This is a genomic window from Paenibacillus sp. FSL H3-0286 (genome assembly GCF_045040705.1).
GTDB lineage: Bacteria > Bacillota > Bacilli > Paenibacillales > Paenibacillaceae > Paenibacillus_AQ > Paenibacillus_AQ odorifer.
Genome location: NZ_CP150285.1, coordinates 2844135 through 2862859 on the forward strand (window position 1 = coordinate 2844135; position 18725 = coordinate 2862859).

Sequence of the window (18725 nt, forward strand, 5' to 3'; positions counted from 1 at the left end):
AACTTTTATAGAAAGAGAACCCTAGATTAAGAGTTCTCTGAAAGTTTTCTGGCTTTATGTTTATGGATTTTATCGATGCCTTTCAAGGTGAAAATTAATACATAGAAGAATCCGATTAATACATAGCCAACTATGTCGAATAGGAACACTAGACAAAAAAAGAAAAGCAACAGTTCTAAAAGACCTTTCGCGAGAATCCAAGTTTTTAATATCTTAAATTTAATACCTTTAGTGTGCTGGCTTTTTACAATATGAGCAAACCCTTCGAATTCCTTGGTGTAGCCAATTACATTATCATGCTCCCTGTAAAGTACATAATTCTTGTCGAGTTGATCAAACGATAATTTAAGTTGAATATCATAGCTTGTAATTCTGTTAGAAGCCATTTGTCGATCAGATGGTTCACCAACAAATAACCATATTACTGGTTTACAGCCAGCAGAAAGGTTTGCTAGTAACCCCTGAGCAGGGATTAATCGAACCTCAGTCTCATTTAATACCACCGATTCAGAAGTGTAGCGAACTAAAGTCTGTCCTTTCAGAGATTCCAACTTACGCTTAGATGGTTTTAGGGCAAAAGTTTTTCTCATACTCCAAAGATAGAGGATAAGAACAATTGAAACAGCAACATGGGAAACAATGTTAAACAATTTTTCACGCTCCTTTTCTTAATTTAGATTATGTATTCTTATAGTAATTTCATAGGACTTTTATAACAAAAATAAGTTTTATTAAAAAGGAGAAATGAATTTTGGAAGCAATCGAACGTGAGGCAGTCTTAACTTATGATGAGGAATCGAATCAGTATCATATCTTTTGCAGTTCTAGTAAGGAAAAAACTAGAATGCGAAAGGCGGGATTTGAGCCTTACAAGATCGATATTGAAGGCAATTGGTATTGTCGTGTAGAACGCAATCGAATCTCTTTTAGAACAAAGAGTCAAAAGAAGAGAGAGATGTCACCTGAACAAAAAATAGCAGCCTCTGAACGATTTCGGAAGATGTGGGAAGACAAGAAAAGTCAAAGGGAGGAATAACCATAGATACTGAAACTAAAGTCAGAACAGAGTCGCAGCGAAAGCGAATAATCAATCTACTTCGATCTGCTGGATCTAATGGAATAACCAATGTGGATTTAGCCAAGATTGCTAAACGATATAACGCACGTATTCAAGAATTGTATGTTGAAGGCTTCGAGATCAAGGTTGAGGAATCGGCTGGTGGCTTAACTAAATACATATTAGTAAAAGAACCTGAAACAAAGAAGAGTAAACCAGATAAAGCATTGAATGTTTTGATTGATGGTATTAAGAGTAAATATAATGGAAGTTTAACTATTGAACAATTGATTGATGAGCTGAATGATAACAATTTTACAGTGAGACGGAATATTGGATCGTTCTGCTAAGACCTTTTAAAAGGAGAATTTGATAGGAGGATGATGAAAATTGCAAAAACTGAGCTAACAACTAGATTAGAACGAAATTTATTCAACTTTACTAACAAACAAGGCACATTCGGTTGTTTTGAAGTCACAATCGGCTGGTTTGGTTCTAAGAGAGTTGATTATATGACTTATGATACAAAAGGCATTTGGCGTTTTTACGAGGTAAAAGTTTCGAAAGCAGACTTTTACAGTTCTGCAAAGAAAACGTTTTTTGGTCAATTTAATTACTTTGTAATGCCTATGGAATTATACAAAGAAGTTAAAGATGACATTCCTTCTTACATTGGTGTGCTTGCTGAAGGTAATTATTCAGTTAAGAAGGCCAAGAGACAAGAGTTAGAAATTGATGAACAAAAGATGAGTGGCGAAGAAAATATACTGAACTCTCGAACATTGCTTATAAGAAGTACGGAAGAGGATGGGACAGAGAGGAGGAAAAATAAATGAGTTTTGACTTGTTTATGAGAGTTGTCGTTGTGATATGCATATACATATTTGTTGGTCTCTTGTGGCAATGGGCAGAAGTCTTGTTTTATGGTTGGACTTCACCAAGATTACTTGACAATTTTGTTGCTCTAATTCTGGTAATTTCAATCTATTTCAATATTAAATAACATTACAAAACCATGATTTTATTTCAATTTAAAAAAGGAGATTACAAGAATGTATCGATTCAAATGGAGTAGTGATAATAGAAGTGGTAACATGGAAATTTTTGAATTTTTGAATGAGGTAAACGATCAGGTTAATAGGAAAATATATATTAATAATAGAGCAGTAAAGAAAGAATTAATTGAAATAATTATGTATTCACTTAAGAACATAGAATTAAAAGACAGTATTTTTGATGATGTCAAAATAAATCATTTTTTTATGAATGGATCTAGACTTCGCTTTGATTTTTGCTATATTCATAATCGTCCAGCATTTGAATTTGAATATATATGTACAAATGATTTAGCTTTTACAAATAATATTGATTCTCTGATTAATTGTGATGCTACATACAGAGAGAAAAATGAATACTATATTGATACCCCTTATAGAACCTTTTAAATATAATAAAATAAAACTTTCATAAAAAAACCACCCTGAGGTGGTTGGAGTTAAGAGTCTTTATTGGGTAGTTTGATTGTCACTAAGTAATCAGTATGCCCTTTATAATTGCCTGAAATCTCAAGTGTATCTTTTCCATCGTCATATTCAAAGTGTATTGGAAATATGGATGGTTCCCAAAACTCATATGGTAGGTAGTCTTCTTGGTCTTCCCAAATTATTCTTGCAATTCTGATGTTAGTATCTGTAATTAGACTAAAAGGGAGATTGAAGCTGTGTGCTATGCCATTAACTTTGGCAGTAATGTTTACTTTTTTATTGATTAAAGGCTCATAGTAGTTGCAGTACGCATGATATAGAACGGAAACGTTGTGGGTTTTTGAAGTGTATAACATTGGCAAAGCCTCCTTGAATAAAGGATAACACATCTATATTCAGTATGTATGTTGGTTTACACATATGAAATCTAAATTTGATCAAGAAAAGGAGATATAAAATGTTCAACGAACCAGATTACTATGATTACGAAAGAGAACCTTCAGAAATCGAAAATGTGTTTTCGTCTATGGTTGATGCTGAAGTAACTAAACGGACTTCAAAATTCTTCGAGAAAATGAAGCAGCTAGAAGATCAACATTTGAAAGATGTGCAGAAAGTGCTTGAGATAAAAAATGAAAGAGATGAATTGAAGAAAACGCATAAACAAAGTGAAGCATTTAGCGTATTTAAATCACAAGTTAATGACAAAAATATTTATACTATTGTTTCATTATTGGGTTTTGAGAGTATAGACATAGACTTTGGTGGAATGGATAGCGAGAAAATTCCTGTGTGGTTTAAATTAATAGCAAAATATTATCCTGATCGAAACAAAGTCTTCTCTCTATTAGATTTATTTGAGATTCAATACCCGTCATGGGCAAGAACTTTTAAATTGCCATTTGACTATGGGGAAGTAGAATTAGATATTATTTTTAACAGCCTTTCTAGAATGGGCATGACAAATGGTCAGTATTTTAGTGGAAATATGGGATTTTATTATCGCTACGTAAATATGTATCATGGGGATCTCAAAACATTGTTTGAAAAGCAATCAGGCGTATGTATTCCATGGAACCTTTTTTTAAAGAACCCTAAATTAGTGGAAGAAAAGTATTTTACGAATATACTTAAAGCCATTAAGGATAATTGTTCAAATGCAAGCAATTTTTTCAGAATTCAAGAATATTTAGGTTTATCTCAAGAACAAGTACTCGATATGGTAAAACTCATTCCACTAAATAATATCTGGGAAGACCATAAAAGATTTATCGACAATAATAAAGATATCATTCAGTTAGAGCCAACGTTTGTAGAAAGATTTAAGGATAAAATTAATGATAATTCTTACTCACCGTTTTATTACATGAATTTCCCTTTTGAAATTCAACGAGAATACATAGTGAACAAAAGTGGAAGTTATGAAAGTAGATTTGAAAAAGTTCAGAAGTTGAAGGTCACGAAAAAAGAGAAGCTAAAGTTGCTCCAAGATATAGCGAGTGAGATGCTATAAGAAGTTGATGAAAGATAGGTTTTATCGGATACAAAATACATATTAAGGGAGAAATGATTAGTGGAAGCATACGACTATCAAAATGAAGTAGAAGATTTGATTGAGGATCAAGATGAAAGCGGATATATCATGCAGGACGAAACATGGAGAATCAATTCGATGGATTTAGCGGTATGGGCGGATAGTTTAATTCATGATAAAGAAGAGAGGATAGCAGAGATTGAAAATGTAGCAAACAATAATATTCAAGCACTAGAAGCTAAAGTTGAGAAACTAAAACAATGGAAAGAAGATTCGACTAAGAAGGATCAAAGTGATATTGCTTTCTTCAAAGAACATCTGCACTTGTGGCATATGAATACAATCCTAAATGAAAAACACGAGAATACAGAATTGGTTGCCATAGACAAGGAGCCTAAAAAGCTTAGTTTAACAGTTAAATTACCTTATCGTAACTTAACATGTCGCGCTCAACAGCCTGTCATAACACTTAATGGTAAAGAGATTGGAAAGGCAAAAGATGATGCAGCATTTGTTCAATTTGTAAAAGAAAACAGTCCTGAATTCATTCAAACAACTGAAGAAGTTAAATGGGGAGAGTATAAGAAGACACTTAAAATGATAGAACACAATGGTAAAATGATCTACGTTGATGGCGTAACTGGTGATCCGCTTGAGTTTATTGATTTGAAAAAGCAAGATGAGAAGTATGATTGGAAGATTAAATATTAATTTTACTCGGTGTCACTTGATAATTTGTTCTATTAGTATTTTTATTGATATATAATCTATTGTCAATAGAATGTTATTTGCTCACCAATTTTGTATAAATGGTTTTATTTACCTCATTTGTGGTTAATAACTAATTGTAAATAAAAACTATAAAAATGGAGGTATTTATGAAATCTAAAAAGATATTAGCTACATTTATGGCGTCTGTTGTAGTATTGGGTAACTTTGCAAGTACAGGACATGCACAAGAAGATAGTAGTTCAATAAATCTAACAGTGCTTAATGAGAGTCAATTAGTTGATCCAATGGCTATTCAGCCAGGTACGTGGGTTAAAGCAGGATTTGGTGTACTTAAATATGCTACAAATACTTGGTTATTTCATAGAGAGGCTACAGAGACAGTTTATGACCATGTTATTACAATTAGTTCTGGTACAGTAGGTTTTAACAATAAAAACAATTCTGGCTATGGTTCATCTGCGCGACATCAAGTATATATTAATGGTATAAACCAACTTATTGAAACATGGCCTGAAACAAGTGTTTTAAATTGGCTCGATAAGATATCTGTATTAATTACAGATGAAAGCAATAACACAGATGTGGTTAGTAAAACAGCGACACATGAACAACATACCTACTATACAGCAAAGCATCACGGGAACTATATGATAAGATGGATAGACGATGCTACAATGAATTGGGATCTGTGGTTGAGCGTATGGGATGCTGAATATGGTGGGATAGGTTCAAGGTCCATAGCAGAAGATACTAATAAAATATATACATTTAAAAATACAGCTGGAATAGAGAACCAAGCCAAAAAAATAGAAGGCAATTACTATTTTATACCTTCTAATAGTCACAAAAAAAGTGATAAATTTGACGGAGAAAAGGTTTTAAGCATTATAGACTTACAAGATCAGCTGTATGATAATATATTAAATAGAGAAGTTCAACAATTTAAAAATTATGACAGTGGTAGTAATCTTGTCGTAGCCGATACAATTCAAACTTTAGTTTATGATAAAGAAAATGATAGAACTGTGTTTGGGTTTAAAGCGAAAGATGGAGAGGTATTAGAATGGGCATTTTCAGGTGATCTTACACAAAAATACTCAACTGGAGATGTTTTGAAACTCAATTTTAAAGTAGTTAATAAGGCCGGAGAATTTGAAACTTTAGATTATCTTTTGGAAGCTAGAACGAATGATGTAGCCCCAAATCTATCAGACTATTTAATACAATAAGATACGAAGTGTGGTGACAAACTATCAAAGGCATAATAAGCATATTACTTTTTTTAGCACTTACATTTATCTTTTACTTGGTTGGAAGGTACTTTATTTTCGATATAATTTACCTATCATCAAACCTGTATCAAAGTTTAATAGAAATCGCATATATGATCATTGCCGCTTTAATATCCTTAATTCTAACTCGTTATATGGTAAGTAGTTTAACAAAGAAATAAAAAATGAAGAGACCAATTAACGGTCTCTTCATTTTTTATTTCTTTGTTAAAGTAAACATATATAATATATTCTATAATTGATAAAGTAACTGTATTGGTTATATACCACCAATAATTATATAGGGAGTGATGAGTAGTGACAGAAAGGAATCAGAGCAATTATTAATGAGTATCTGGGAATAAATTTTATTGTAGAAAATAAGGATGAAATTTATACCTACTTAGGGAATGACTGCAACAGACCAAAGTGTCTTAAGTTTATTGAGTCAGACTATGACATGGAAGTATTAAAGGAGAAGAGAGATACCTTTTATTAAAAACAAAATCTATAACGAATTTTGAAATATTATTATGTGTCTGGCTGTGAAACAGGCTATGGATCTGATCATGAATTAAGTTTTATGAAACAAGAAGAAAAAGCTTTTGAAGAGTATCACAGTAAGAAAAAATAGAAATATATTAGAAACAATTAAATGCGTGTTTCATAAAGAACTCAGTTGATGAATCACGTAGAAAATGAGAGTGAATTAGAGTAAATTAAAGTATGGAGGAGATTACGGATGAAAGTAAACACAGGCAGTGTCTGCTTGAAATGCAAACACTTTTGGCATGAATGTGGAGACGCAATGCAACAAAATGTATATGAATGCTACGAAACATGTAGCAATCCAGATGACGACATTCAGCAGACCTTTGAAAATAGTTACGAGATTAATGAGTGCATAGGATTCTCAATAGATAATTAATTTAAAAATACATATGAGAGAATAAAGCTATGAACAAAGAACAAGAAGAATTACTTTTGAAAGAAAGAGAAGACTACAATTATCAATGTTTTGATGCAATGATGAATTCTCTTTTCGATTTAGCAAATGAGATACACGATAGATTAGAAGAGGAGGAAGAATTAACTGATGCAGAGGCGGTATTCTTGCGGAGTTTTGATCTTTATGTTGATTCCAGCTGTGAACTGGATGATTTGGACAGTGGGGAGGAAGTTGAAAATGAACAAAGCAGAATTTAATGAACAATATAACACACCTGTTAATCTACTTTCGGCAGAAGCAGCCCTAATAAGATTCATTGACAGTAGAGGTAGATTAGGTATTCCAGCATCACCAAATGACGACGATATGCTTATTGGTCGAACAATTAGAGAATTGGGTGAGATGAGAATCCCTTTGGCAAAAGTCAAAGCTACTGGCTCTGAACTGTTGTTGCAATACGAGAACATATATGTCGGCGAGAACGAATTATCCAAAGAGGTTAGTCTAGTATTACAATCTATTTAAAATACATATTTTAAATAGAAAAAAGTGGTCAAAGACCACTTAATGTGAAGAAAGTGAATTTAACTTTCCATCATAGAAATATAGGTAATTATGTTCATACACCCATTGTTCCATTGTTTTGTTAGAACTATGGTAACTATTAATATCATTAGGATTTCCCCAAGACATTAACACCTGTTCTTCATTCATTCCTAAGGCCACTCGATGACCAGCGATTATATCCCAAACAGCTTGTGACCAATCAGGGTGTATTGATTTAGGATTTTGAGAGTAAAACCCATCATAAAGATCAGATGATGGATATCCATGCAAAGGAAGGGTTAATGTAGTAGGGTTGCCGTTTGCACGTGTGACCTTAATTACCAGATTGTCATCTTTTAAATCCAATGAATTAAAATAGACCTTTTCGATATTATGTAAAGGACTGGAAGACGGTAGCTTATTGGAATTGGCCCAGTAATACTTTCCACTGTAACCAGTTTTGATTAATTGATACTGATCAAAAGTGCAAAAAGTAGAGGGTTGGATTTGGAAAATAGACTCTTGAATAGTATCTCCATTGTTGAGTAATATCGTTACATCGGTTAAACCGAATCCGACATACTTAACATCAATAACCCATCCAACTTTATTACTCTTGTAAACAAATACTTTTGAGCCAAGATAACTTTTAACTCCATCAGGAGATTTGATTAAATTGTTTATAATTTTGTACGACTTGGTGTAACCATCATTATCGCTCCATATAAAAACAGAAGCTCCATCCTTAAGGTGTTTTGCAGAGTAACCTGTAATGGCTAAAAACTTACTTAAGGTGATATAGGTTGAATTTTTATATACTAGGGAATTTGTTTTATTTATTGTGAGATTTCCTTTGTTAGAAGTCACCACAATATTTTTGTCATATGTTATCTTGATGTTTTGAAGATTATTCAACAATTTTACAGGAACATATAAATTATCATCGTCGGCTAGGTACGTTTTTTGTTCTAGTACTTTTATTGACCCGTCTATAAATACTGCTGTCTCCTGCGGAGCATAAGATCTCACAAGATCGTATCCTGACTCTGCTTGTGCGGGTGGAGATAAGCCGAAGAGTAAAGTAAGTAACAACATTGAACTAAATAAAAATTTCATTTTTTTAAACATTTTGTACCCCCAAATTTTTAAGGTTAAAACTGTATAATAACATATAAAGATACCTAAAAATAGGAAAATATTTTAGTGAAATGAACATTTCATAATCAAAGGAGAAAATAATAATGGATTGCAAACATGGACTAAACCAATATCGATTAAGCCGTGCAAAAAGCTATACTCAATTATTTATGGAGACATTAAGCAATATTAAACTTATGTATCAAATGTATTCGGAGGGGCTGATCGATAATGATATTACAGAAAGATACATTACTTGTAATATCAATGAACTTGATAGAAATTGGGAAGATTTTAAAGGGTATATTGAACAGCGTGATGATATGTGCTAAGAGAAGTCAACTTAGTATAATAAAAAGAGAGCGGAGAAGATCCGCCCTCGTAGAGACATCAATATTTAGACCAAGATTCAAGTTTACCATTATAGAAGTGAAGATAGGTATCTCCATAAATCCATTGTTCGATTTTTAAGTTTTTACTAGTATAGGAATTAATATCGTTAGGACTACCCCATGATAAGAGAACTTGATCAAAGTTCATACCCACGGAGATCTTTTGTTGAGAAATTTTATTCCATATGTCCGATGACCAGCCGGGATAAGTTGTTTTTGGATTCTCACTATAGAAACTATTTCTTATACTTTTATAAGGATCGCTATTAACAGAGATTTTAAAAGAAACATTAGCTCCATTCGGACGTTTTGCGGTAATTAATATATCATTGCCTTTTATTTTTAAAGAGGTGAAATATACCTTCTCTATGTTGATCAATGGACTAGATGATGGTAATTTTGTTTTATTCGCCCAAAAATACTTTCCACTAAATGTACCGTTTAACGCTATAAAATCCAATTCAGTGCAAAATGAATCTGGTCTCTCACTAATGGCTAATTCTTTGATAACTTTTCCGTTGTTGAGTTGTATTTCAAAGTAAGTTAATCCAGTAAGAGTTTTTTCTATACTAATGACCCAACCAAATTTATCCTCATTGTACACATATACTTTCTTACCCATAAACGATTTATGAAAGTCATAAGAAACGTTATTAATTTGACTGATGAGTTTATTAGAATTTGTCTCACCGACTGAATTACTCCATAAAAATAATGAGTTTGGTTCGTATGCGTATTTTCCTGCGAAACCAGTAACTTCGTAGAACTTACTAAGTGTTATGTATGTAGTATTATCGAACAAAAATGTATCAGACTGATCAATCTCGGAAAGCTTATTATCTGTTTTTATGGTAATGGTTTTTGAAAAATTGACTGTTGCATTCGACATTTCATCAATTAGTTTTATTGGAATAAAAGTATCGCTGTATTTTGCGGAATCTATATTATATGTTTTCTTAGGGGAAATAATTATTTGTCCATTAAAGAAAACCGCTATCTCTTCTGAGACATAAGAGTTTGCGGGAATCACTTTTGAGGCAGCTTCAATGCTAGATAAGTTAGAGAAAAAAAGAAGAATCATTAAAAAAACAATGATGAAAGCAGAGTTATTCTTTTTATACACCTGATTATCACTCCAAATGGTAATTTTAGTATGGTTCTAAAGTATCACATAATTTAGATTTATGGAATGAATTTGTAGAAGACCGATGAAATTGGGCTTTTATGAATATAATGATCGAGAAATACGGAGTAAATGGAAGAATTAAAAAGATATGGGGAGATGATTTTTTGAGTAATTTATATACAGCGATTATAGTTGCTACCAATGCACATAATGGGCAAACAGACAAAGGAGGAAACTCCTACATTCTTCATCCCTTGCGAGTAATGCTTAAAATGAAAACAGACGAAGAGCGAATCGTGGCAGTATTGCACGATGTTATTGAAGATACTAGCGTTACTCCAGCAATGCTTTCGGAACTTAGATTTCCTCGTTATATTGTTTCTGCGATAATTTGCCTTTCTCGTTATGAAGAGTCTTACATGGACTTCATTAGGCGTTGCAAACAGAATGAACTGGCTAGGAAGGTAAAGATTGCTGATATCGAAGACAACATGGACATGAACAGAATTCAAAATCCAACAGAAGAAGATTTCAAACGAATTAAGAAGTATAAGAAAGCATGGAAGGAGTTGTTAAAATGAATTACGGGTTAAGAAAATATCTAATTGATAATGGCTTTACAGAAACAACCCCTTGGCAAACTTTCTAACACTCTTGTGGGTTAGAAATTATGTGTGATGATCATGAATGGAGTGTTGACAATGATGAAAAGGGATGGACTGAAACAGGTTCTCTTAACGATACAGGTATGATCTATAAGCTTGTTGAGAAGTATTGTTCCTGATGAAAGTATCATTTCATGTTTATAAGTGAAATAATCATTACATAAGAGAAGGTTTCAATGTAAATACAAAAAATACCTCTTGCATAAAGAACGTGTGTTCGGTATATAATACATATACAAACAAATGTTCTTATGAGGAGATGTTAGCATGTTAAAAAAACAACAAAGAACGGTGATGTTGATTGACATGCAAAGTTTTTATGCAAGTGTGGAAAAAGCCAAACACCCTGAGTATAATAACAAGCCCTTAGTGGTAGCGGGAGATCCAGCTAGAAGATCTGGAATAATATTGGCTGCTTGCCCATTGGCCAAAGCAAAAGGAGTCAAAACTGCTGAAACTTTGTGGCAAGCTTTACAAAAATGTCCTGAATTAATTATTGTAAGACCTCATATGCAGGATTATATTGATGTTTCTATGCAAATTATGAAGATCATTGAACAGTATACAGATTTAGTGGAACCATATAGTATAGATGAGATGTTTTGTGAATTTACTGGGTCTATGCATTTGTTTGCAGATAATCCGATTGATCTAGCCAAGCAAATACAAGCTAAAATATTCAACGATACAGAAATATACGCGCGCGCAGGTATTGGGGAAAATAAAATACTGAGTAAGGTATGCTGTGACATCATTGCGAAGAAAATTTCCGATGGTGTTTTTCAGTTGGAAAAATCGGACTTAGAGAAATACATCTGGGATCAACCAGTTAGAGAGATGTGGGGAATTGGATCTAGGATGGGTAAACATCTTTTTAAAATGGGCATACACACGATAGGAGATTTAGCCAAAACACCATTATCTTTGCTACGAAAGAAGTGGGGGGTTAATGGTGAAGTCATTTGGAGAACCGCAAACGGGATAGATAGTTCTCCAGTGTCAGTTAACACCCACAGTATGCAAAAGGAAATAGGAAATGGAATGACGCTACCAAGGGATTACAGAACAGCAGATGAAATAGAGGTTGTTATATTGGATATTTGCTCTGAGGTATGTAGGAGGGCTAGGAAGAAGGGTTTAATGGGCTCTGTAGTGTCATTAAGTATTTCTGGAGCAGACTTCGATCATCCAACGGGATTTCATAAACAAATTAACGTTGATCCAACCAATATTACCTTGGATGTATATGATATTGTGAAAAGATTGTTTTATGCTAATTGGGATAGACAACCAGTGAGAAGAGTGGGTGTCTCTTTAGGTGATCTCGCAAAAGATGATATTTATCAATTGAGTTTTTTTGATAATAAAGAACGCAAAAAAGCCGTAGACAAAGTAATGGATGAAATTAAAGATAGGTATGGAGACATTGCCATTCTAAGAGCAAGTTCATTGACGGATGCGGGTCAGGCTGTTGACAGAGCAGCTAAGATAGGAGGACACTATAAATGACTAAAAAACTTCAGGGAAACGGTATTTGGGAGGCTAGTAGAATGATGCTGCCACAACATAAAGAGAGAATAAATGAACATCGTATTGATCTAGGAGTTAAAACAAAGCCCTTAATACATAGTGATGAAAAAGACATTATATCACAAAACATTTCATCTTCTATTAATTGCAAAAATGAAGTTATAGTTGAGATATTTGGGGCTTATGAAGCTAGAAGGATAGTCGGAATCATTACTACAGTGAGTGAGATAACGGGTAAGTTGAGGATAGAGATTAAGAATGGTTATGAATGGATTGATTTAGATGAGATTATGTCAGTAGTGATTTTAAATGAAGGCAGCGACATCTCAGAACTATATGAGGATTAATTCTTTAAGACCGCCTATCAGACGGTCTTTTTAATTTGGAACAGAACACGATTAATCAACGTGCATCCAATCTTACTAGTGGCATTGTAGCCCAATGTCTTAGCATAAAAATCTTCTCTTTTTGCATCTGTGTCTAAAATCTCTTTCATCATTTGGATAACTACAATTGCTGATCGCTTAATATTAAGGGACTCGATAAGATAATCGTTAGTGAGTATTTCGGGTCTATTGTTATGAACGATAAAGGTAAAGGAATTTTCACCTTCAGCCCAATTATTAAAGGCTTCTTTTTCATCCTTGCTTATGGTCTGCCACACTCGCCCAACTTTATCAATCAAATGAAATATAGCGAGGTTGGAATCAACTTTTTCGTGTTTTATAATATCCATTAATTTCTCTCCTTAGGGGAATCATTCTGTAGTTCATATCATAACTCCAAAATGAGTTCGTAAAGGCGATATAAGGGATGTTTTGGGGATGGAAAATGACTATAATAGTAGCAAGAAGAATATCCAATGATATTTGGTAAAAAGGGAAATAGTTCTTGCTTTTTATTAATAAACATATTAAAATAAGTTTATGGATAATGATTACTAAAGCAGGTAAATACATATAAGATGTTGAATGGTATAAAACAACAATTTCATGGGGATTGCAAAGAATGGAGGGTGCTACAAGTGTATCAACTATATCACAACAAAGAAGAGGCGGAAATTGAGGTAAAGCCTATAAAGGCAGCATTTAAAAATATTGAAATAACAGATGAAATTACGAGATATAATCAATACTACTTTTTTTGTAATAAACGCAAATTGCTTAAAGAGAAGGCAGAAGAGATAAAGGCCGAGTGGGTCAAAGAGGCGCAAGAAACCTTAGATAAGCTTAATCAAATTATGATCAAATAATACTTTTATATGGAGGGAGAAAAACCAATGCTGAGTCAAAGAATTTATCCGAAAGACTTTAAATTTTTCTTTATGTTAAACAGTGGAACATGCCATAAACATAGATTTGGAAAATGCTCTCTACTATTGGACGAATCAGAAGTTAATCAATTTCCGGAAGATTATAAGAGATCTTCTGTTAATTATTGCAGAAAACTTTCTAAGTCCATAATTGAACGAGGACAGGAAGAAAATGTGAAATTGTTCAAATTTGATTGCGGACATTTGGGATTTACTGATGGTCAGCACAGGACATGTATTGCCAAGCATCTAAGTTTTTCAATCGATGCGATAATTGAGGATGCGGGAATGACATGTCCGATTTGTGATGGTAGACAATGTGATGCATATTTAGGATAAAACAATTCTTTTATTAAAATTATAAGGAGTGGGCTAAATGAATTACATCAAAATTTCTAGAGTTCAAAATGGTAATATAAGTATCGTTACAGAAATTACAACCAATAATTTTTCTGTTCTAATTAAGGTCTTATCAGAATCAACTTTGGTTGTTCATGACAGTGAAATTAAAAGCATGAAATTAATAGAAAGCACAGAATCATTTCACATTGTAGTTGGTCAAATTGATAGATTGTTACCAGCAATTGCTGGTTCATTTAATAAACACATCATATCGGGCGGAATAGTTTTTGAGTGGTAAATAAACTTGTAAAATGAGTCTTTCATAGGGAGTGAGCGAAGAAGAAATGTTTAGTTCAAATCATAAGCAGATTACAGGGGATTTCGCAGAACATTTAACAATGTATTGGTTGTCAAAGAAAGGTATTGAATGTACACATGTTAGGCATACAGGAATTGATATTATTGCGAGTTTTGGCAGTGTGAGATGGGGAATATCTGTTAAGGCGAGGAGTAGGAAGGATTGGCAAGAGAACTATGGCTTCACAATCAATAAACCATATGAGCATATACAAAAAGTAAAAAAAGCTTGTTTTCATTTTGGCTGCAAGGAATACTTTGCTTTTATTTTGGATCAAAAAAGTGAAGTCACTTGTTACTTAATTACACTCGACACAGTTCTCAAGCATTATAATCCAAGCGAAAAATTGAAATCACAGGAGTGGAATTTAAAAAAGTTCATTGAGGAAAAAGGTGTATCAAAGTTTAATCTCTCTTGGATATAAAAAATCTTGTTTCGAGAAGATACATAAAATTAGCCTTTCATGAGGAGATGAACAAGGTATGTATAATGAAATAGCTCAATTTATTGCTGACCATTTTCAGGTGAAACGTATTAATGTAGCTGCGACCATGGGTGTGTTCGGGGATGAAGAAGGGCTTTCAGAAATTATTGAAGAAATCGAAACTAGTTATTCCATTAAACTAAATGATCTGAAGAGTGTTGCGGAAATGAATATCCACGATTTTATCGTTGCTGTCACAAACAGACTATAAAGTGGGAGTGCTGATTAGATGGATACAATTATTACTGCCTTTATTGCACCTGTAGTTGTTGCTGCAATAATTTCTGCCATTGTATCAAGGTCAAACAATAATAAAACAATGTCTCTTAAGTACATAACAGAGGAACGAGCAAATTGGAGAAAAACTATCAAAGAAAACGTATCTGAGTTATATGCGTTGGCACTAAATCCAAACGAAAAAAGCGAAGTGCGTATCAGTGAGTTAGTAACTTTTTTGATTATAAGTTTAAATCCCTCAAAGAAAGCAACTAATAAATTAGATAATAGAATTGCTTCACTGCTGGTGGATATTGAAAAAGGCCAAAGAGATAAGGATACCCTTTATGAATTGCGTTATTGTATTAGTGTTCTAATGAAACATGACTGGGAACGGTCAAAGAATGAAACAAGAGGAATTTTAAATAAGTATTCTGATGAGCATATTAAATCAAAAACACTAGATGAGTATTATGAGCCAGTGCTAAACAACAAAACTCAATAAAACTCAATAAAAACAATCTTTCATAAGGAAATGGGGTGTGAAATTATATGATAACACATTTCGGGGTTAATATACGTAATAGAGAGGGCGAATTAAAATTAACCGGCGATAATTATGTGAGAAAAATTGATAAAGATGATGCCATTTTTTCAGAAGAAGTAAAACTCAAGTTGGATAGGGTCATGGCACGATTCAATCTTAATATGGATGACTTCAAGTCATTGTCAAAGGACAAATTTAATGAAGAACTAGATAGGTTCGTCAGCTCAAATGAATTTTATGAAATTAAAGATCTCAATTCTGTAGCTGGTATATACGGACACTATATTATGGTCTTAGATGAGTATTGTCAAGTTTACATAGGAACAGCTAGTCGTAACGAGGGCATAAAAGCAAGGATACCTCAACATTGGAGAGATAGATTATCACTATCTCGTCTTGATAGGGGTGAGTATGGTTCTCTACATATAGATAGCTTTAGAGTAAAAGATACTACGAGAATTTTTGTGTGGCGTGATGATGAGTGTACTTTTTTCGAGGATTACACGTTTAACGAGCTTCATGAAGGTAAATTGGTTGCCCAATTTCCTATAGATTATTGCCTGAATTCAGTCATGAACAATATACCAAAAGAGTTCTTCCATCAGAGAATGAGGGATCGCGATTTGAGGGACTTAAGGGTGTATGGAAAGAACTGGAGAACGGAGAGATTGGCTAAAAATGATCAAAAACCAAGAGGGAATGAAATATGACTTTTACAGGGAGGAAATAATTATGGAATTAAGCAAAAAGCAAATTGATGTAGTTGAAGTATTGACAGGAACTCATGATTTGGACTATGAAACTGCAAAAAGAATTGCTGCCGAGACAAATGGAGATATGCAGAAGGCGCTATTAGAGGTGTCATATCTGAAGCTTACAAAGAAGAAATAATATCAATAATATCTGGTAGTAGTTAAAAGTATTACAAAATGAAAGTGGCATTTCATAATAATTAATACTTGGAGGAAAAGAAATGATACTTGATTTAAATCCTCAAAAAATAAAGGCTATTAATTCGTTGATTGAATTGTTTGAAGAATTCAAAGTGAGTTCCGAATTGAATATGCATGAGCATCCCTTCTACATAGAACACTGCAATAAACTTAATGATATTTTGACTGATTTAATTGAAATTAAGGAAGAAATTAAAATTCCTATAGATAATGGGGAGCTGTATTTTAGAGAGCATATTTTGCCTAACGGGGAAATTTATGAATTTGCATGGAGTATCCCCCTACTAGAAAAGCTGATAAAAAACAATGGGAACTGCGTGGTGAGGAAAAAATTCAAAATTGGAGAAGTTGAAGAATTTGTAGATTATGATGGTTTGGAAATGGACAGATTTAGCTATGCGATTCGAAATACAAATCCAATCTATGTTATTGACTATGCCCCATCCAATTTATCTTTAATGGTGGACGGAAATCACAGAGTAGCGTCGAGATATAGAGCATTTAATGATAAAGAAATGCTTATTCCTGGTGTTTATATTCCTGCGGAAGTTCATATTAAGTCGATGGCCAGCAATCATCAAAAGATTGTTTTTAGAATCTTATCTAATGGAAATCGAATTTATAATTACCTAAAAAGGCTCAATGAAGGTGACAAGGTAAAGAAGCCAAAACTGTTCATTATGGATTCGTTTCTTTAATCGGATCTGATTAACTATAGTGGGGCAATTAAAATTCAAATGAATAATACATTTTAACAAGAATCGAGATGCTGAAGGATGGATAAAATCAATAGTAAAGAATTGACTGATGTAGTAGAATTTATGATTGCCGTTGAAGATGATTACTTACAATTAATAAAGAAATTAGATGTTGAGGACGAAGGTAAATGTCATACCTTCGCAAATTTACTCGCTTCATATTTATATGTTCACTTTGATAAAGGGTTCAAACATATAAGATACTATAGGCATGGGTGGGTATCATCGAGCGAGTATGCTTTTGATTTTGTAGAACAGATATCACCGAATATTATGATAAAAGGTGATGGAGAATTTGAAAAAGCACTAATGTATGAGATAGATGGTCAACAATATAATCTTCTTGCATTAGATCAAGCGAGTAACATTGTAAATCCTTATTGTCTTGAGAGTTTTTTGAATTACGTTGACGTGTATTATTCTGAGGTTGATTCACTTGTAGTGGAGAATGATTTTTACAAAAGCACTTTCTTATGAAATTTTCCTTTCACAGAGAAAATGGAGGAATTAAATGAATAAAACATATGTAAAAATTTTTGAAGACATAGAGTACTATCGAATACTATATGCTGGAGCAAATAAGCAAATTGCTGAAAACACAATAGTTTGCAATGTTGACCAGAATGATTATAGAGATAGCGATTACGCAACTCATACTCTTCAAATTTGGGAGAATGGGATGATTATAGAGGAAGTACATACTGACGTGGATGGAAAAGAAATTGAGGATGCACAAGACTAAATCAAATCTTTCTTTCATGTAGATAGAAATGGAGGTTAGACAATGGATGATCTGATTGATCAATTAAGAGATGGGTTCCCACATCGAAAATTCATAGACTGTTTAGGTTGTAGTAATTCTCATAGCGACGAGGAGAACGTACTGCATTGTATGGTTTATGAAAAAGCAGTAGCAGAAGACGAGGCGTGCAGAAATTTTAATTAGAAGGCGAAGAAGGAGGAGATATAATGAGGTAAAAACACTTGGAATTACTCTGAGCGGGAAGAAACAGCAACAAAAACACTGTTTGACAAGATATTTGATTGGAGATGATTGCTGAACAGTACAAGAGCTCTGAACAATAATATGGTTTAATAAGGAAGGTGAGCGACGAATGGAAGAAGTGATTTGTGGACAATGCGAAGAAGTCATTAAAGATACTGGTGAGACTTACTACAGTTTGTACCTGACAGAGTATTTTTGTGATATCGATTGTGCGACATTAAGAGCTTTTGAGGAAATGAGAATGACTTCGATTGACTTGGGTAGCAACAGAAATAAGGAAGTTCATTTTAAAAATAACATTCTCTATTACAAGTGATCAATCCAAA

General features: G+C 33.2%; 31 protein-coding genes. 26 read left to right on the forward strand and 5 right to left on the reverse strand.

Features of this window, described 5'->3' with window-relative positions:
- Positions 1–26 precede the first annotated feature (26 nt).
- Positions 27–650, reverse strand: coding sequence for a hypothetical protein (locus tag MHB37_RS12440; protein WP_405169381.1), 624 nt, complete (start codon positions 648–650; stop codon positions 27–29).
- Between the two features lie 101 nt (positions 651–751).
- Between MHB37_RS12440 and MHB37_RS12445 the strand changes: the two genes are divergently transcribed.
- The 4 genes from MHB37_RS12445 (at position 752) to MHB37_RS12460 (ending at position 2502) form a co-directional block, all read left to right on the forward strand.
- On the forward strand, positions 752–1036 hold the full coding sequence (locus MHB37_RS12445) for a hypothetical protein (protein ID WP_405169382.1): 285 nt from the start codon (positions 752–754) through the stop codon (positions 1034–1036).
- A gap of 92 nt (positions 1037–1128) precedes the next feature.
- The gene (locus tag MHB37_RS12450; protein WP_405169383.1) at positions 1129–1407 is read left to right on the forward strand and encodes a hypothetical protein; all 279 of its coding nucleotides are present in this window, start codon (positions 1129–1131) and stop codon (positions 1405–1407) included.
- 30 nt (positions 1408–1437) lie between these two features.
- Positions 1438–1893 (forward strand): hypothetical protein, encoded by a 456-nt coding sequence (locus tag MHB37_RS12455; protein ID WP_405169384.1) that lies wholly within the window; start codon positions 1438–1440, stop codon positions 1891–1893.
- Between the two features lie 216 nt (positions 1894–2109).
- The gene (locus tag MHB37_RS12460; RefSeq protein ID WP_405169385.1) at positions 2110–2502 is read left to right on the forward strand and encodes a hypothetical protein; all 393 of its coding nucleotides are present in this window, start codon (positions 2110–2112) and stop codon (positions 2500–2502) included.
- Between the two features lie 50 nt (positions 2503–2552).
- On the opposite strand, the gene MHB37_RS12465 is transcribed toward MHB37_RS12460, so the two are convergent.
- Positions 2553–2897, reverse strand: a complete 345-nt coding sequence (locus MHB37_RS12465; RefSeq protein WP_405169386.1) for a hypothetical protein — start codon at positions 2895–2897, stop codon at positions 2553–2555.
- Between the two features lie 101 nt (positions 2898–2998).
- On the opposite strand from MHB37_RS12465, the gene MHB37_RS12470 reads away from it, so the two are divergent.
- From MHB37_RS12470 to MHB37_RS12490, 5 genes are all read left to right on the forward strand, one after another.
- Positions 2999–4054 (forward strand): hypothetical protein, encoded by a 1056-nt coding sequence (locus MHB37_RS12470; RefSeq protein WP_405169387.1) that lies wholly within the window; start codon positions 2999–3001, stop codon positions 4052–4054.
- A gap of 60 nt (positions 4055–4114) precedes the next feature.
- Positions 4115–4786 (forward strand): hypothetical protein, encoded by a 672-nt coding sequence (locus MHB37_RS12475; RefSeq protein WP_405169388.1) that lies wholly within the window; start codon positions 4115–4117, stop codon positions 4784–4786.
- Positions 4787–4953: 167 nt separating this feature from the next.
- Positions 4954–6036, forward strand: coding sequence for a hypothetical protein (locus MHB37_RS12480; protein ID WP_076130848.1), 1083 nt, complete (start codon positions 4954–4956; stop codon positions 6034–6036).
- Between the two features lie 999 nt (positions 6037–7035).
- A complete protein-coding gene (locus MHB37_RS12485) occupies positions 7036–7284 on the forward strand; it encodes a hypothetical protein (RefSeq protein WP_405169389.1) in 249 nt (82 codons plus the stop codon).
- Positions 7265–7552 carry a hypothetical protein gene (locus tag MHB37_RS12490; protein WP_405169390.1) on the forward strand — a complete coding sequence of 96 codons (288 nt, stop codon included), beginning with the start codon at positions 7265–7267 and terminating at the stop codon, positions 7550–7552. The genes MHB37_RS12485 and MHB37_RS12490 overlap by 20 nt, the downstream gene beginning before the upstream one ends.
- Before the next feature lie 39 nt (positions 7553–7591).
- Here the strand turns inward: MHB37_RS12490 and MHB37_RS12495 are convergent, their stop codons facing one another.
- Positions 7592–8701, reverse strand: coding sequence for a hypothetical protein (locus tag MHB37_RS12495; RefSeq protein WP_405169391.1), 1110 nt, complete (start codon positions 8699–8701; stop codon positions 7592–7594).
- 113 nt (positions 8702–8814) lie between these two features.
- On the opposite strand from MHB37_RS12495, the gene MHB37_RS12500 reads away from it, so the two are divergent.
- Complete coding sequence (locus tag MHB37_RS12500) at positions 8815–9042, forward strand: hypothetical protein (protein WP_405169392.1); 228 nt, start codon at positions 8815–8817, stop codon at positions 9040–9042.
- A 58-nt stretch (positions 9043–9100) separates the two neighbouring features.
- Here the strand turns inward: MHB37_RS12500 and MHB37_RS12505 are convergent, their stop codons facing one another.
- Entirely contained in the window at positions 9101–10225 is a 1125-nt protein-coding gene (locus MHB37_RS12505; RefSeq protein WP_405169393.1) for a hypothetical protein, read from the reverse strand.
- 167 nt (positions 10226–10392) lie between these two features.
- On the opposite strand from MHB37_RS12505, the gene MHB37_RS12510 reads away from it, so the two are divergent.
- The 3 genes from MHB37_RS12510 to MHB37_RS12520 all read left to right on the forward strand — a co-directional run bounded on the left by MHB37_RS12510 (position 10393) and on the right by MHB37_RS12520 (position 12770).
- Positions 10393–10809 carry a GTP pyrophosphokinase gene (locus MHB37_RS12510; protein WP_405169394.1) on the forward strand — a complete coding sequence of 139 codons (417 nt, stop codon included), beginning with the start codon at positions 10393–10395 and terminating at the stop codon, positions 10807–10809.
- Positions 10810–11160: 351 nt separating this feature from the next.
- A complete protein-coding gene (locus tag MHB37_RS12515) occupies positions 11161–12402 on the forward strand; it encodes a DNA polymerase IV (RefSeq protein ID WP_405169395.1) in 1242 nt (413 codons plus the stop codon).
- On the forward strand, positions 12399–12770 hold the full coding sequence (locus tag MHB37_RS12520; protein ID WP_405169396.1) for a YolD-like family protein: 372 nt from the start codon (positions 12399–12401) through the stop codon (positions 12768–12770). The genes MHB37_RS12515 and MHB37_RS12520 overlap by 4 nt, the downstream gene beginning before the upstream one ends.
- Positions 12771–12787: 17 nt before the next feature.
- On the opposite strand, the gene MHB37_RS12525 is transcribed toward MHB37_RS12520, so the two are convergent.
- The gene (locus MHB37_RS12525) at positions 12788–13159 is read right to left on the reverse strand and encodes a hypothetical protein (protein ID WP_405169397.1); all 372 of its coding nucleotides are present in this window, start codon (positions 13157–13159) and stop codon (positions 12788–12790) included.
- Positions 13160–13447: 288 nt separating this feature from the next.
- Here MHB37_RS12525 and MHB37_RS12530 point away from each other — a divergent pair, with 288 nt between their 5' ends.
- From MHB37_RS12530 to MHB37_RS12590, 13 genes are all read left to right on the forward strand, one after another.
- A complete protein-coding gene (locus tag MHB37_RS12530) occupies positions 13448–13675 on the forward strand; it encodes a hypothetical protein (RefSeq protein WP_076145084.1) in 228 nt (75 codons plus the stop codon).
- A 27-nt stretch (positions 13676–13702) separates the two neighbouring features.
- The gene (locus MHB37_RS12535; RefSeq protein ID WP_076145086.1) at positions 13703–14074 is read left to right on the forward strand and encodes a hypothetical protein; all 372 of its coding nucleotides are present in this window, start codon (positions 13703–13705) and stop codon (positions 14072–14074) included.
- Between the two features lie 37 nt (positions 14075–14111).
- Positions 14112–14375, forward strand: a complete 264-nt coding sequence (locus tag MHB37_RS12540; RefSeq protein WP_076145088.1) for a hypothetical protein — start codon at positions 14112–14114, stop codon at positions 14373–14375.
- A gap of 31 nt (positions 14376–14406) precedes the next feature.
- Complete coding sequence (locus tag MHB37_RS12545) at positions 14407–14859, forward strand: hypothetical protein (RefSeq protein ID WP_405169398.1); 453 nt, start codon at positions 14407–14409, stop codon at positions 14857–14859.
- 58 nt (positions 14860–14917) lie between these two features.
- Complete coding sequence (locus MHB37_RS12550) at positions 14918–15130, forward strand: hypothetical protein (RefSeq protein WP_076220639.1); 213 nt, start codon at positions 14918–14920, stop codon at positions 15128–15130.
- 18 nt (positions 15131–15148) lie between these two features.
- The gene (locus tag MHB37_RS12555) at positions 15149–15640 is read left to right on the forward strand and encodes a hypothetical protein (protein ID WP_076129453.1); all 492 of its coding nucleotides are present in this window, start codon (positions 15149–15151) and stop codon (positions 15638–15640) included.
- A 47-nt stretch (positions 15641–15687) separates the two neighbouring features.
- Positions 15688–16392, forward strand: coding sequence for a hypothetical protein (locus MHB37_RS12560; RefSeq protein WP_405169399.1), 705 nt, complete (start codon positions 15688–15690; stop codon positions 16390–16392).
- A gap of 22 nt (positions 16393–16414) precedes the next feature.
- Complete coding sequence (locus MHB37_RS12565) at positions 16415–16573, forward strand: hypothetical protein (protein WP_405169400.1); 159 nt, start codon at positions 16415–16417, stop codon at positions 16571–16573.
- An 82-nt stretch (positions 16574–16655) separates the two neighbouring features.
- On the forward strand, positions 16656–17333 hold the full coding sequence (locus MHB37_RS12570; RefSeq protein ID WP_405169401.1) for a hypothetical protein: 678 nt from the start codon (positions 16656–16658) through the stop codon (positions 17331–17333).
- Between the two features lie 78 nt (positions 17334–17411).
- Positions 17412–17870 (forward strand): hypothetical protein, encoded by a 459-nt coding sequence (locus MHB37_RS12575; RefSeq protein ID WP_405169402.1) that lies wholly within the window; start codon positions 17412–17414, stop codon positions 17868–17870.
- A gap of 34 nt (positions 17871–17904) precedes the next feature.
- Positions 17905–18135, forward strand: a complete 231-nt coding sequence (locus MHB37_RS12580) for a hypothetical protein (protein ID WP_076145100.1) — start codon at positions 17905–17907, stop codon at positions 18133–18135.
- Between the two features lie 42 nt (positions 18136–18177).
- On the forward strand, positions 18178–18339 hold the full coding sequence (locus tag MHB37_RS12585; RefSeq protein ID WP_179089076.1) for a hypothetical protein: 162 nt from the start codon (positions 18178–18180) through the stop codon (positions 18337–18339).
- Between the two features lie 169 nt (positions 18340–18508).
- Positions 18509–18715 carry a hypothetical protein gene (locus MHB37_RS12590; RefSeq protein WP_076145102.1) on the forward strand — a complete coding sequence of 69 codons (207 nt, stop codon included), beginning with the start codon at positions 18509–18511 and terminating at the stop codon, positions 18713–18715.
- Positions 18716–18725: the final 10 nt, after the last annotated feature.